The following is a 14,211-nucleotide window of genomic DNA, read 5'->3' on the forward strand; positions in this document are numbered from 1 at the left end:
GAGGAGAATAGAGATAGTTTTGACTTTCAACACAGCTTCATACCCGGTACACTTTTGATTATCATTCATATAAGAAACTTGCGAAACATCAGTTTATGAATTAACGGAAACCCTGTTCTTGATTCTCAACGTATAGTACAACAGATAGAGCACGCCAACCGTCATAACAGCCACCGCACCGCTCTGTCCCACTGCATCGCTCGCCAGTCCCATTGCCAACGGGAACACCGTTCCGCCGAAAAGCCCCATAATCATCAGCCCGGAGACTTCGTTCTTCTTGCCCGGCATATACAGCAACGCCTGCGAGAAGACAATCGGGAAGATATTAGAGTTACCGAAGCCTATCAGCGCAATGCAAATGTAAATCGCCGTCTGTGAATGGAAAGCGAAAAGCCCCACCATCGCAATCAGCATCAGGCAGCTACTGATGGCAAAGAACGACCGTGCATTCATCTTCCGCAGAATAAAAGACCCCGTGAAGCAGCCCGCCGTACGGAAAATAAAGTAGAGACTTGTGGAGAACGCAGCCTCGTCCAGTCCCATGCCCAGACGTTCCATCAGAATCTTGGGAGCCGTAGTGTTGGTGCCCACGTCAATTCCTACGTGGCACATGATGCCGATGAAGGAAAGCAAAACGAACGGTTTGCCCAGCAACGCCAGGCACTGGCCGAATGTAGAGGGCTGTCCTTCTTCTTTTTCTTCCTCGATATGCGTCCGTCCCAACCACAGAACGGCAATCACAGCCACTACCATATATATAGGGAACAGCACCCGCCAGCCCAGGTCGAAGGATGGGATAGCCTGCGTAGCTCCCCACATGGCGATGTAAGGTGCAAGGAACGAGGCGATAGCCTTCACAAACTGTCCGAAGGTGAGGCTGCTTGCCAGCCGGTCGCCTCTGACGATATTGGAGAGCAACGGGTTCAGTGAAGTCTGCATCAGTGCGTTGCCAATGCCCAGCAGTGAGAAGGAGAGCAGCATCAACGTATATCCATCGCCGAAAACAGGCAATAGCAGCGAGGCGAACGTCACCGCCAGACTAAGGAGTACTGTCTTTCTCTGTCCGATGCGGTTCATCAACATGCCGGTTGGCACGGAGAAGATGAGGAACCAGAAGAAGACCAGCGAGGGGAAGATGTTAGCCTGCGAGTCTGTCAGACCCAGGTCGGCTTTCACGTAATTGGAGGCGATGCCTACCAAATCTACAAATCCCATGGCGAAGAAACAGAGCATCACTGGGATGAGCTTGGATAATGAGGTATTAGAATTCATTGTTTTATGATATTAGTTTGTTTGAATGGTTATTAAATGGTGTGGTCTAAACACAGAGGCACTTCTTTTCCGCATCGGGCACATATTCTCTTCCTGATTGGGGATAACATAGCGCAGCATTAAAATCCGCGTNNCATCCGCGTTATCCGCGTCTAAGAAATCGCTTACATTGCGCAGCTACCTGAGTCGATAAACTTCGAAGTCACTTACCGCATAACTCCCACCTTTAGCATAGAAGCTGATACGGTTATAAGCCTCCGAAGGAAATACGAGGTTCGTCATTGCCACGCGCCCGTCATCACCGAATATCTCGATACCGGACTTATCTACGAAAATACGCAGCCTCATCTCAGTATTACCCTCCACCGGAGCAAACGTCACCGCCGGGAAGTCCGGACTGAACGATACAATCCCGCTCTTAGTACGGTCCATAGCCAACCTCTTCTCCACCAGATTATAATAGATATCCACTTTCTCTCCTTTAGAATTGAACAGTTGGAAACCAATCACCTCCGCATTCCTGTTCCTGATAGTCATTTCCATTTCATACGTACCGGTATTGCCGGCCAGAAGCTTGTCTATATTATATGCACGGTCTACTTTGAAAGAACGCTTCTTCTCCGCCTTTCCGCGCAGTGTCAGGAGTTCACGCGAAGGAGAAGATTTCAGATACACCTCCCCATCCGATACGTAAAGACTCAAGTCGCGTGGAACGGAATTGCCGCTACGATACTGCATGGTAGGCACATTGTTGGCATACTGCCAGTTGCTCATCCACGCCAGGGCAATGTGCCGTCCTTCGGGAGCATTGCTCCAGGTTACGGTGGCATAATGGTCTTTTCCCCAGTCCATCCACTTCGTGGTTTGCGGAGATTCGTTGACGAAAGTCTTTCCGTCGAATGTTCCTACAAAGTACTGGGTGGCGCTACCGCCCGAAGGTCCTCCGGGATTGATGTTGCATATCAATACCCACTTCTTCAGTTCAGTGCCTTCAACAGGTAGTTCCACCAAGTCGGGACACTCCCACACACCGCCATGAGCGCCCTGACCTTCGCCGAAGCTGCTTTCATACGTCCAGTCCTTCAGGTTGGCGGAAGAGTAGAACTGCATTTCCTGTCCCACGGCAAGCACCATAATCCACTTGCCGGTGGCCTCGTGACGGAATACCTTCGGGTCGCGGAAGTCTCGTTGGGTAGAAGTCAGTATCGGATTGCGTGCATACTTCCTGAACGTTTTCCCGTTGTCCAGACTGTAAGCCATGCTCTGCACCTGGCGGTCGCTTGCCGAAGTATAGAAAGCGATGATGGCTCCGGCGCCAAACCCTGCCGTGTTATCCTCATCCACCACGCATGAACCGCTGAATATAGTACCCAGCGCATCCGGCGCAATGGCTACCGGTTGGTGCTCCCAGGAAACGAGGTCGGCGCTGGTGGCATGTCCCCAGTGCATGTTTCCCCACACGGAGCCGTAAGGGTTGTATTGATAAAACAGATGGTACACGCCATCCTTGTAGACCATTCCGTTCGGGTCGTTCATCCACCCGTATTGGGGAGTGAAGTGATAAAGCGGACGGAACTCTTCACGATTGCCTGCGTCGAAGCTATCGGAAAGCTTCATCTCATTCCAGCAAACAGCCGTGTCGGGGATGGACTGGATGCTGAAGGAAAGTGATTTACCATCAAATCCGGACAGGTCTACCGGCACAAAATAATCTACCTTATTTATAGCCAGACGCACGTTCATCTCGCACACCACGCCATTGTCGACAATCATACGGAGCCTGACTTCCGGAGAAGCTTCTTCTACGGGGAGCAACAGGAATTTCTTTTGTTCCTCAATCCGGATAATACTCTGGCCTTCGCCTAAATGTTGAATCACGAAAGGGGGATTGATGGCTTGGCAGGAGAATACCATAAACATGGTTCCGCCTACAAATAAAGCAACCAATTGCTTTATTCTCCGCCACTCTTTTCTTAAATATTTCATATTCTTAATATTGTTATGTAAATCAGTAAGTACTTCGTTGCAGATATTTGATATTATAAATGAGAATTTAGTTTGAACACAGAGAGACTTTTTTTGATAGAACACAGAGGCACAGAGACACAGAGTTTTATTTTTCTTTTAAGAAGAGAACAATAAACAAGAGTACACAGAGAGGGCGACTGCGTCGCAAAGAAAAAACTCTGTGTCTCTGTGTCTCTGTGTTGATCAAAAAAAGTCTCTGTGTTAATCAAACAAAGCCTTCTCACTATGCGTCAACCCGCTTCCTTGTACGCGGACTATGCAGTTCCCTCTGACGGGAGAAGACACCGTTCCACTGGAATCCGTCAACTTGCAATGCCACAGCAACCGTCCGGAGAAATCATAAAAGGATAGCAATGCATTGGCGGGCACATTCTCATACTTCAGGTATGTACCCTGCGCCATCAGACGAACCGAATCATTGCCCGCCGGCCTGTTAATGCCACTCACCATTCCTCCTTCCGGATTCAGTTTCCATGCCTCCACCAGTTCAAAGTCCGTCGCATCAGCCTCACTGTACAGTTCCAGTCCGGCAGCACCGGCATCCGAAGGGAACAACCGGACGGAAGACGCCCACTTATCATTCACAAATATATCGAGGATTGAATGGTCGAAATAAAGATGCAACTTCATGCTACTGCCCTGTGCCGGTCTCTCCGGCAGTTCGGCAACGTACAGTCCGTCAAAGACGCCTTCATCGTTCTTCATACGTTCCACGGAACGGGCATCCACCACCACCCGGTTAAGGGGAGCGTCATAATATACCTTTACCGCCGCCCCGCTGATTCCCTTCAACAGATTAAAACCAACCCGTGCCGTCGCCTTTACCTTAAACCGTGCCTGAGCTTCCAGACATCTGCCGTTTACCCGGGAAAGTTCCTCTGTACCGTTCAACGTAAAGTTGCTTCTACTGTATGCCTCCTCCGTACGCATGTCAACCAGACCCGCATAAGGCTTCTGAACTAACCTGTTGTCAGTATCCAAAGATATCTCGCGAGGCAAACTGAACGTATGCGCCCAACCCAAAGAGTAATTAACCGCCGAACGCAGTTTATCAGGCACAATGCCGATGGCTACATATTTCCCGTCGCCTATGCCATGCAATGATGGAGACAACAAGCCATATCCTTCACCATTCATCCCTGTGAGTTCCAAGTCATTGGGTTCATTCACGAAAGCGGGTAGCGGTGCAAATGTTCCGTCACCGGAGATTGTGCCTACCCGGTACACAGCCTTCACACCCCGGCGGATACCCAACGGAGTTGCCATGAACAGCCATTTGCCGTCATTCATCGGAACAATTACGGGCATTTCCCAGAACGTTCCGTCAACAGCAGCGCTGCGCCCTTTGAAGAAGATGCTTCCGTCATTGCTCCACGCACCCGTATCCCGGTTATAGCGATGCAGCGTTGCCGCCCCGATGCCATCCTTGCTTGTACCCACAATCATATAATACTGCCCGTTGCAGGCAAACATATACGGGTCACGGAAGTCATCACTCAATCCTGCGGGTCTGCCCGGAACAATGGGATTGCGCACGTCTTTAGTCCACTGCAACAGAGCGTCATCCGCCGGGGAAGCCTGCGCTATAGTGGCCTTGGCATTATCTACAGCCGTATAGAACAACGCAGGTTTTCCATCCGTCAGCACCGCGTCACTGAACACACAGCCCGACCAGCAGCCTTTCCAGTCGTAACTTTCCGAAGGAGCCAGCGCAATCACCTCTTCCTGCCAGTTGTACAGGTTCTCGCTGGTGATATGCCCCCAGTGCAAACGTCCCCAGTAAGGGCCATTCGCATTTTTCTGGAAGAACAGATGATACTTGCCGCCGTGGTAGATTAATCCGTGAGGTTCGTTCGTCCAGTTTGCCGCCGGCATGCCGTGATAAACCGGGCGATAGATATCGTCTGCAAAACGTGTCTTGGGAATGGACAAGTCGGCGCTGTTGGCAGGCTCTTTATATCCCAGTTCCGCTCCTGCCAGCGCATTGGCATAAATCCGGATATCGTCAATCAGTCCATTGAATGTATTCAGATTGAAAGGCCCGCTCTTCTCATCCTTCATGGATTTGCCTATCATGAAGAGGCTTTCGCCTACGTTGATATCTCCGGTCATATTCAGGTTCATAGAGCCTACTAACTCGGCATTCCTGTATAGCCGCACTTCTTTGGAAGCAACGTCAATTACGCCTGCCAGGTGATTCCAGACGTATTTCTCCAGCTTCACGCCCGCCTTGCAGGATACTTTCCAGCCATTCAGATAAAAATCAAAGGAATAATCGCCTTGTGAACTCAGCAGGAAGGCGAAACCGCTTTTCCTGTCCTCGTCCATATTTCCCGCCAGACAGGTGGAGGTGTTGACGGCTTCATCGTTGTTCATCATCGGATAGGTTTCCGCGCTGCACCACAGGGTGAAGGTCAACGCCTGTTTATTCAGGTTCTCGGGTTGAATACCTGCGGCGATACAGGTGGAGTACCCGTCCAGGCGCAAAGACTGCCCTTCTGCCCCCGGGATAGACTCCGGTGCAAAGTTGCTAATGACATCATAAGATGCGCCGCTCTTAATCTCTGTGACCCGGCCGTCCTTTACCTCCATTGGGAAATGGGTTACTAACTGGGCATAGGCAGTGTGCCCTCCTGTTGCGGCAAGGAAGAGAAGCAATGATACTCTTTTCAATAGCGATTGACCACATTCCATATTATATTGATTTTAAATGAGTGATATATTGATTGAACTTGCCTGATAGTAAGCCTCATCATGAAGCAGTCTTATAGCGGGGGAGGAATCAGTGGGTATGATTGGTACAATCAATGGGTATGATTGATACAATCAGTGCGTATGATTGTACCCTAAGGTCTATACCCATTCCGGTTCCGTCCGTACATCATGCAGGTTCATTCTATCGGTTAATGACGCTAATTTAGCAAATAAGTCAATATGTTCTGACTCATCAGCTCAATATTAGACTGATAGGGGTTAACTCCGCTATTCTGGTTCCATTCATAAGCCGCCAATCCGATAGCGATACACCGCCCCTTATATTCGGCAGTAGGACTGAATTCTACCATGCCGGCACAGCAGTAATCAGTAACATGTCCCCAGGTGGCGAGCACCACAGCGTTGTTTTCCGCCTCGAATGCCTTCACTACATTCTCCGCATCCGGATAGAGCGCCGGGAAACCATAAGCATTCAAATCCCACATGCAGTTGTGGTCTTCGCGCATACCGGGGCCAATCAACGGGAATGTATCAAAGCCAAATGGTGTAGCCTTAGACAGCCCGTTAAAGGCAGGGTGCGACTGATGGTCGTACTGCAAACCGATATTGGCATTAATCACCCAGATGTCATCGCCCGAACCACCGTCGCCATCGCCGTATATACCCGGGTTGCGATCTGCCGCGATGCGTTGCAGCGGCACCGTCAGTTGTGTGGCATGATTGCTCAGGAACAGGTTGCCGCCTTCCTTATAATAAGACCTGAGAGCAGCCAGGGCTTCATCGGAGATAAGCGGAGCGGGCAATCTGTCCCATCCGAATCCGATACCTATCCTGTCCAGATGTATCCAGATAACTGCAAATTCAGTCAAATCAATGGAGGCCAACATGTCCGGCGTTATAATTTCGCCATCCGGGTATTCTCTCTGGAACCAGCGGGCAGAAGCCTGCTCGTCGTCATCCTCAATAGAAGCCGCATCGTTATAGGCTATCAGATAGCCGACTTTACCCGTCGCAACTCCCTCTACCTTCACCCTGACGGTTTCTCCTGCGGACACACGGCCGTTTGCATACACCACCTTCACGGTATATGCCAGCTCCTTATTCAGCGCCACCCGCTCAAACGTATAAGAGGTAGCATTGCCTTCCACCGTAACGGGCGCATCATTGTTGCACTGCAACCTGACTCCCGAAACATCCGAACCGCCCGGAAGAGTCCACGACAGGCTGACATCCCGTCCATCTACATTATAAGCCAGATTACTTATTCTGTTTACATCCGGCACAGAATCATACTCCACATCGCTACAAGCTGCCAGTCCCGACAGCAGAAACATTATAATAGCATACAAATATGTTTTCATGACATTTACTCCATTAAAATTATTAATACCTTAATCATACAATCCACCCGAATTCTCTACCTCATCCTTCGGAACGGGCAGATAAATCTCGTTCTCACTGATAGTCCCATCCTGATAATAGGGTCGCAGTGTTTCTTCTTCGCGCATGTATTTATTGACAACCTGCACGGCTTCGCCCCAACGTACCAGGTCGAACCAGCGGTGACCTTCCAACGCAAGTTCCAACCGGCGCTCCATGCGCAAGGCTTTGCGGGCATACTCCTGAGTCCACCCCGTGGCAGGATAAGTCTCTATTTTATAGCTCACCCGTACCGGGTCTACATCAACCGGGGCATAACCGGCATCCACACTGCGCTTGGCTTTGGCACGGATATCATTGATAATAGTGCGCGCCCCGTCCGGGTTCTGGTTTGATTCAATCAAGGCTTCGGCTTTCCACAACAGAACGTCGGCATAGCGGATGATACTGTAATTCAGGCTTGAAGCTCCCCAGGGGAAGCCCTGTACCATATCCGCAGAAGCAGGGTCAATCATACCTTTCTTTCCGGAGTATTCACCATAGATATCGTAGGCGCGACACCACCTTTCATTGTACGTATGCCCACGGAACGGGATACCGATACGTCCGACCGTGAAGTCCAGTCGGGGGTCAACATTGCCTGTGTACGAAGCAGTCACGTTCACTTCATTGAAATTATCCGGATAAGGCAACCCGTTTTCATCGGTACGGAATGCATTTACCAGATTCTGGCTACCCAGGAAGAAATCGTCGCCACTGCCAAACAGGTTACCGTCCGAATAAGTGGTATTCAGCAGGTTGCCCCAGTTGATATGCGCATTATTGTTTGCCGTAGAAAACTGTATGGCCATAACCGACTCCTTCTGATTATTGAATTCTATCTTCGACATATCCAGATAGTTATCGTAAAGGGCATACTTGCTGCTGCCGATAACGTAATCGGCAAACTCTACCGTCTTCGCCCAGTCCCTGGTCTCCAAAGCAACCTTTGCCATATAAGCGGCAGCCACGTATTTATTGAAACGTCCTACCGACGGCTGATTCTCGGGAAGATTATCCCATGCAAACTGCAAGTCGTCTTTCAGTTTATCGAATATCTGTTCGCGGGTGAACTCTTTGTTGGTGACGGTAGAAGGGTCACTGTCTTCGGTGAGATAAGGAATGCGCTCGAAGATACGGATAAGGTCGAAGTAGAAGTGTGCGCGCAGCAACCGCAGTTCTGCCATCAGTTCATCTTTCTTCGCGATATTGGCATCTCTCACTGCATTCATAGCCTTGTGGATACGTGAGATGGCAAAATAATTGTTCTTCCACTTGTTCACCGCCGTCGGGTTGTCGCTTGTCAGGTTGGATATTTCGAGCTGATGTATGGAGGCTTCCATACTCACGCCTCCGCCGCCTTTATAGGCATCGTCCGAACGGACATCGAACACCCAGTTGGTAGCGGGCGCGGTGAAGGATTCGTTGTTACCGAAGAAGTGAGCTTCCAGTCCTGCGTAGGCAGCCGCCATGAGTCCTTCGATGGAGGCATCGTCTATTTGTCCGGAAGTGAATTGTCCGTAAGGTTTCTCGTCCAGAAGGTTGGTGCAGGAAGAAAAGGACATTGACACTCCACAGGTCAATATTAAAATTGCTATTTTATAATTGGGTTTCATGATATACTATGTTTTTGATTGTACTTATCAGAACTTTAGATTTAATCCCATAGAGAATGTACGGGCTATCGGGTAAGGAGCCGTATCAACACGGGCGCCATAGCCTCCCAACGGCAGTTCGGGGTCGAGTCCGGAATATCCGGTGATGGTAAACAGGTTCTCTACCTGTCCATAGATGCTTAATGCCGATGCGCCGAGCTTCTTTATCCACTTGCCGGGCAGGTCGTATTTCAGTTTCACGTATTTCAGTTTCAGGTACGAACCGTCTTCTACGTAGTAAGTGGACATGCGCCCTTCGTTATTGTTATCGACAACAGTGAGCGCCGGAACGGAGGCATGAGTATGGGTGGGCGTCCAGGCATCCAGTACGGATGTGCCGCGGTTGGTGCTTGTGCCGCCATAGGTCATAAAGTCGAGTTGACGCTTGGTGGTATTGTAGATGTCGAAGCCGAAATCTCCGGTAAAGAAGGCGCTCAGCGAGAAGCGTTTGTAGTTGAAGTCCAAGCTCAGACCCATTGAGAAGTCAGGGTTCGGGTCGCCTATCACGCATTGGTCTTCTTCGTTCACAATTCCGTTGCCGTCCATATCGCGGTACTTCAGCCGACCTACTCCTTTGCCTTGCTGGTCGGCGTAGTTTCTTACTTCGTCATCATTCTGGAAAATACCGTCGACTACATAGCCGTAATATACGCCCATCGGTTCACCTTCTATCAAGCGGTAGTCTCCGCCTATGAAGTTCACGAAGTTATTCAGTTTCTCCACTTTATTCTTATAGCGGGAGAGATTCAACATGCCGCCCCACGAGAAATCACCGTATTCGGGGCTGCGGTAATCGACCGTCACCTCAAAACCGTGGTTCTTCATCGAACCGGTATTCATCCACATCGCAGCATTCTCTCCAGCAACGGACAGGGTGGGCGGAATGGTCAGCATGTCTTTGGTGTTCTTGATGTAATAATCCAGGCTCACGTTCAATGAATTGCTCAGGAAGCCCAGGTCGATGCCGATATTGGTCTGGGTGGTGGTTTCCCACTTCAAACCGGGGTTACCGGAGGAGGATACGATGATACCTGCCAAGGTGTTATTGCCGGTACCGTTCAAATCGTAAGCGCCATTCCCTATGTCGTAACGGTAGGTGCTGTATGCGGCGTAATTGTTGTCGATGGCGGAGTTGCCCGTTTGTCCCCAGCCCAGACGTATTTTCGCATTGCTCAATATACCGGATTCGGGCATGAACGCTTCTTCGGAAAGTCTCCATGCAGCAGAGAAGGCAGGGAATATGCCCGAGTTATTGTCCTTATGCAAACGGGAAGTAGCGTCACGGCGAACCGTTGCCGACAACAGATAACGGTCTTTCCAGCTATAATCCGCCTTGGCAAACAGGGAGAACAGCGCCCATGCCGATTTCCCTCCGCCATTTGTCTGAACGCCTTCGCCGGCGTCAATCACCATGTAGTGGTCGTCTTCAAACTTATATGTATCCCTGTAAGCGGAAAGGCCTTCGTATTTATAAGATATGGCTTCCGTACCGGCTAACAGGGTTAACTTATGGTTGTTAAGCTCCAGATTATAGTTGGCGGTATTTGTCCAAGTCCACGTATTTCCCTGTCCGTAGGCGCGGGAAACGCTGTTGTTATCAGATGCCTGGATTTTACGCGCCAACGCCTGATTGAGGAACTGCACATGCTCGATACCGATATTGGTCTTGAGACTTAAGCCCTTAACCGGGAAAATCTCCAGATAGGCATTGCCGAAGATTCGCCAACTGTCCGTAGAGTTATCCCTGCCGTTGTATAGTTCGTGCACCGGGTTGGCGATGTCGGAACTTGCCAGCTCCAGCGGGTTGGTGAATCTTCCGTCACTGTCGCGCACCGGTATGGCGGGGTGTTGACGCATGGCGCCGTAGGGGATGCCGCGGTCGTCTTGCGTTGTATATCCCAGGTCGTTCCATTTGGCTATCATCAGATTCTCTCCTACGGATACGTACCTGGAAAGTTTATAAGAAGAATTCACGCGGGCGGAGAAGCGTTGGAAATAGGTATGATCCATCAAGCCATCCTGGTTTGTGTAGTTGGCAGAGAACATGACGGTTCCTTTCTCACTGCTGTTCATCACGCTGGCGGAGTAATTCTGAGTCCACGCCGAACGATAGATTGCATCCTGCCAGTCGGTGTTCGAGGCTCTGACTTTGCCGGCTCCGTCCAGATAGTCTTTCAGTACGGGAGAATCTCCATTGCCGTAGAACGGATGGCTCGGTCTTAAACCTGCATTCTTATTTGCCACCCAGTAGGCTTCTCCCCACTGCTGTGCGTTGAGCATTTCAAATTGTTTGGCAACAGTCTGGTAGCTGCCGGAGATGTCTACGTTTACCGACAGGCGGTTGCCTGCTCCCTTCTTCGTGGTGATAATGATAACACCGTTTGCGGCGCGCGAGCCATAGATGGATGCGGAAGATGCGTCCTTCAGTACCTGAATGGATTCAATGTCGCCGGCGTTCAGGGAGTTCATATTCTCTGTTGTAGGCACTCCGTCGATAATATAAAGAGGGTCGTTGCCGTTCATAGTGCTCATGCCGCGCACCCTGATTCTGGTTCCTCCGCCACCCGGTGCGGCATCCGTGCTGACTTGCACGCCGGTAACCTTTCCTTGCAGTGAATTCAACATATTGGGGTTGGATTCGCTTATCGGTTTCTTCATGTCAACCACGGAAACGGCTCCGGTAAGGTCTATCTTTCGTTGGGTTTGGTAGCCCACTACGACTACTTCTTCTATATTCTGCGTATCTTCTTCCATCAATACATTCAGGTTGGAAGCCGCATTCAGGGTTTGGGTGGTAAACCCGATGTAGGAGACGAGAATCTGTGCTTTCGCGTTGCGGACATTCAGTGTGAAACGTCCGTTGAGGTCTGTAATGACACCATTGTTTGTACCTTTCTCCATGACAGTGGCGCCAATGACCGGCTCATTGTCTGTTTTCGATACCACAGTACCTTTTACTTGAAATAGCTGAGCATAGGAAACGACGCTCACACATAGTAATAGTAGTAACATACTGCTCCTTAGAAAAATGTTCTTCGGCATATTTATCAGTTTTAAAGTTAATAATTCATTTTAATCAATCTGCGCAACGATTGTGAGCACAAAATAAGGGGATTAATTGATATACAAATAAAACATTTGTTTCTGAAACTCGCAAATTTGTTACGTGTGTAACAAAAGTAGCAGGTAATGTATCAAAAGTGTCAGCATGACAGATATTACTAAGAGTATAAGCTAATTATAATCGGTTCAGTATACGGGTGATTTATGATGAGTAAATAGGGGGAGCGTATTTGTGTGATTTTACGAATTGTGGATTGAACACAGAAACACAGGGTTTCTTTTCTTTGATTGAACACAGAGGTTTCTTATTTCTTTGCTGAACACAGAGACACGGAGACACAGAGGTTTATCTTTCTTTTAAGAAGAGAACAATAAATGAGAGTACACAGAGAGGGCGACTGCGTCGCAGAGAAAAGAAACTCTGTGTCTCTGTCCCTCTGTGTTCAATTAAAGAAAAAACTCTGTGTCTCCGTGTTCAAACATAAATCCTCATTTATAACGCATTGCCATAAAATGATTGCCATAAAGTGGCAATGCGATTACAGTCTCCCGATTAATCACCCAAAATCATACTCCGCCGCACACGCATAGCCTTCCTCGTACAAATCAGTCAGCTTGCGGATATCCCGTTCTATGCGGTCTACGACTATCGGCTTCTGCGGACGGATAACCGTAATCTCCCCTGCATCTTCCAGGCGTTCTACCAATGCCAACTGCTCGTTGTACACAAGGCTGCGACGGCTTAACGCTTCACGCAATTTCGGATACTTGCGGTAAAGAAAATAAGGGATGCGCACGTCTTTTGCCTCTTTGCGGTATCCACGGTTGCGGGTGAGTACTACCACGTTATGAGTAAAGCCCTCGCTCCGCGCACGCATCAGAGGGATGCTGTCTACGATGCCGCCATCAAGCATCGGCACTCCATCTACATAAGATATGGGGCAGACGAAAGGCAAACTGCTTGAAGCCCGTGCAATGTCAATCACACGGTTCTTGTCCCGCTTCTCCTCAAAATAATTCGCCTCACCCGTCAGGCAATTCGCAGTAACCATCTCGTAACGTTCCGGACTACCGAAGTACGCCTCATAGTTATATGGCAGAATATGTTCGGGGAACTCCCGGAATAGCAGGTCGAAATCCATAATATTACGCTTCTTCAGCAGATGCTTCAGGCCGATATACTGATATTTATCCAATAAATCAATGTTACTGTACTTGGCACGCCCCCGCTGACCGGACATATAGGACAGTCCGTTGCACGCCCCGGCGCTGACGCCAATGCTGTACGGAAAGCGGATGCCACGATCCATAAAACTGTCCAGCACACCGCAGGTAAATACTCCACGCATGCCGCCGCCTTCAAGAATCAGTCCCGTTTCGGGGGTAATATGTATCCTCTTCTTCATAATTACCTGAATTAACGGCCCAAAGATAGTTTATGTTTCTGAATTCAGCATTTCTTTACGTCAATAAATGATGAGAATCAGGAGTTAGAGGAGTTAACTCCCGATTCACATAGAATGTCGTTTTTTTACAATGATTGTATGAAGCGAAAGACGTACCTTTGCACAATTCACAATTAAAAGATTATAGATATGAAATTCAACAATGTAAGATTATTAGTCAAGGACTACAAAAAGTGCTTCAAGTTCTACACCGAGAAACTCGGATTAGAGCCTCTCTGGGGAGATGAAAACGGCTGTTACGCCTCGTTCAAAGTAGCCGATGGAATTGAAGGCTTTGCCCTGTTTGTATCCGATTATATGGCTCCCGCGGTTGGCAATGCCGATAAGGAACAGCCTGTGGGATACCGTGAAAAATCCTTGATATCCTTTGAAGTAGAGAATGTAGATAATGCTTATCAGCAGCTTCTGTCGAAAGGCATTGAATTCATCAACCAACCGACTGATATGCCCGATTGGGGAATGCGCACTGTCCACTTCCGCGACCCGGAAGACAACTTGATAGAGCTTTTTACACCGCTCCAGGTTCAGTAAAATAGAAACAGCCGTCATGCGGTGTCAAGAGTCTCGCAGGTTACTGGTAGTATCTCTATTCT

Annotated in this window: 8 protein-coding genes; 1 reads left to right on the forward strand and 7 read right to left on the reverse strand. The window is 49.2% G+C overall.

Features of this window, described 5'->3' with window-relative positions; translation table 11 throughout:
• Positions 1–93: 93 nt before the first annotated feature.
• The 7 genes from B2Z67_RS05235 to B2Z67_RS05265 all read right to left on the reverse strand — a co-directional run bounded on the left by B2Z67_RS05235 (position 94) and on the right by B2Z67_RS05265 (position 13,558).
• On the reverse strand, positions 94–1,272 hold the full coding sequence (locus B2Z67_RS05235; RefSeq protein ID WP_291528764.1) for an MFS transporter: 1,179 nt from the start codon (positions 1,270–1,272) through the stop codon (positions 94–96).
• A 177-nt stretch (positions 1,273–1,449) separates the two neighbouring features.
• Positions 1,450–3,258, reverse strand: a complete 1,809-nt coding sequence (locus B2Z67_RS05240; protein ID WP_291528765.1) for a GH32 C-terminal domain-containing protein — start codon at positions 3,256–3,258, stop codon at positions 1,450–1,452.
• Between the two features lie 243 nt (positions 3,259–3,501).
• Complete coding sequence (locus B2Z67_RS05245; RefSeq protein WP_291528766.1) at positions 3,502–5,994, reverse strand: LamG-like jellyroll fold domain-containing protein; 2,493 nt, start codon at positions 5,992–5,994, stop codon at positions 3,502–3,504.
• Between the two features lie 218 nt (positions 5,995–6,212).
• A complete protein-coding gene (locus B2Z67_RS05250; RefSeq protein WP_291528767.1) occupies positions 6,213–7,376 on the reverse strand; it encodes a DUF4960 domain-containing protein in 1,164 nt (387 codons plus the stop codon).
• A gap of 30 nt (positions 7,377–7,406) precedes the next feature.
• The gene (locus tag B2Z67_RS05255) at positions 7,407–9,050 is read right to left on the reverse strand and encodes a RagB/SusD family nutrient uptake outer membrane protein (protein ID WP_291528768.1); all 1,644 of its coding nucleotides are present in this window, start codon (positions 9,048–9,050) and stop codon (positions 7,407–7,409) included.
• Positions 9,051–9,077: 27 nt separating this feature from the next.
• Complete coding sequence (locus B2Z67_RS05260; RefSeq protein ID WP_291528769.1) at positions 9,078–12,131, reverse strand: SusC/RagA family TonB-linked outer membrane protein; 3,054 nt, start codon at positions 12,129–12,131, stop codon at positions 9,078–9,080.
• A gap of 578 nt (positions 12,132–12,709) precedes the next feature.
• On the reverse strand, positions 12,710–13,558 hold the full coding sequence (locus tag B2Z67_RS05265) for a patatin-like phospholipase family protein (protein ID WP_291528770.1): 849 nt from the start codon (positions 13,556–13,558) through the stop codon (positions 12,710–12,712).
• 189 nt (positions 13,559–13,747) lie between these two features.
• Between B2Z67_RS05265 and B2Z67_RS05270 the strand changes: the two genes are divergently transcribed.
• Positions 13,748–14,149: a VOC family protein gene (locus B2Z67_RS05270; protein WP_291528771.1), complete on the forward strand. Its 402-nt coding sequence runs from the start codon at positions 13,748–13,750 to the stop codon at positions 14,147–14,149.
• Positions 14,150–14,211 lie beyond the last annotated feature (62 nt).

The sequence above is a fragment of the Bacteroides sp. UBA939 genome (genome assembly GCF_002293435.1).
In the GTDB taxonomy this organism is placed as follows: domain Bacteria; phylum Bacteroidota; class Bacteroidia; order Bacteroidales; family Bacteroidaceae; genus Bacteroides.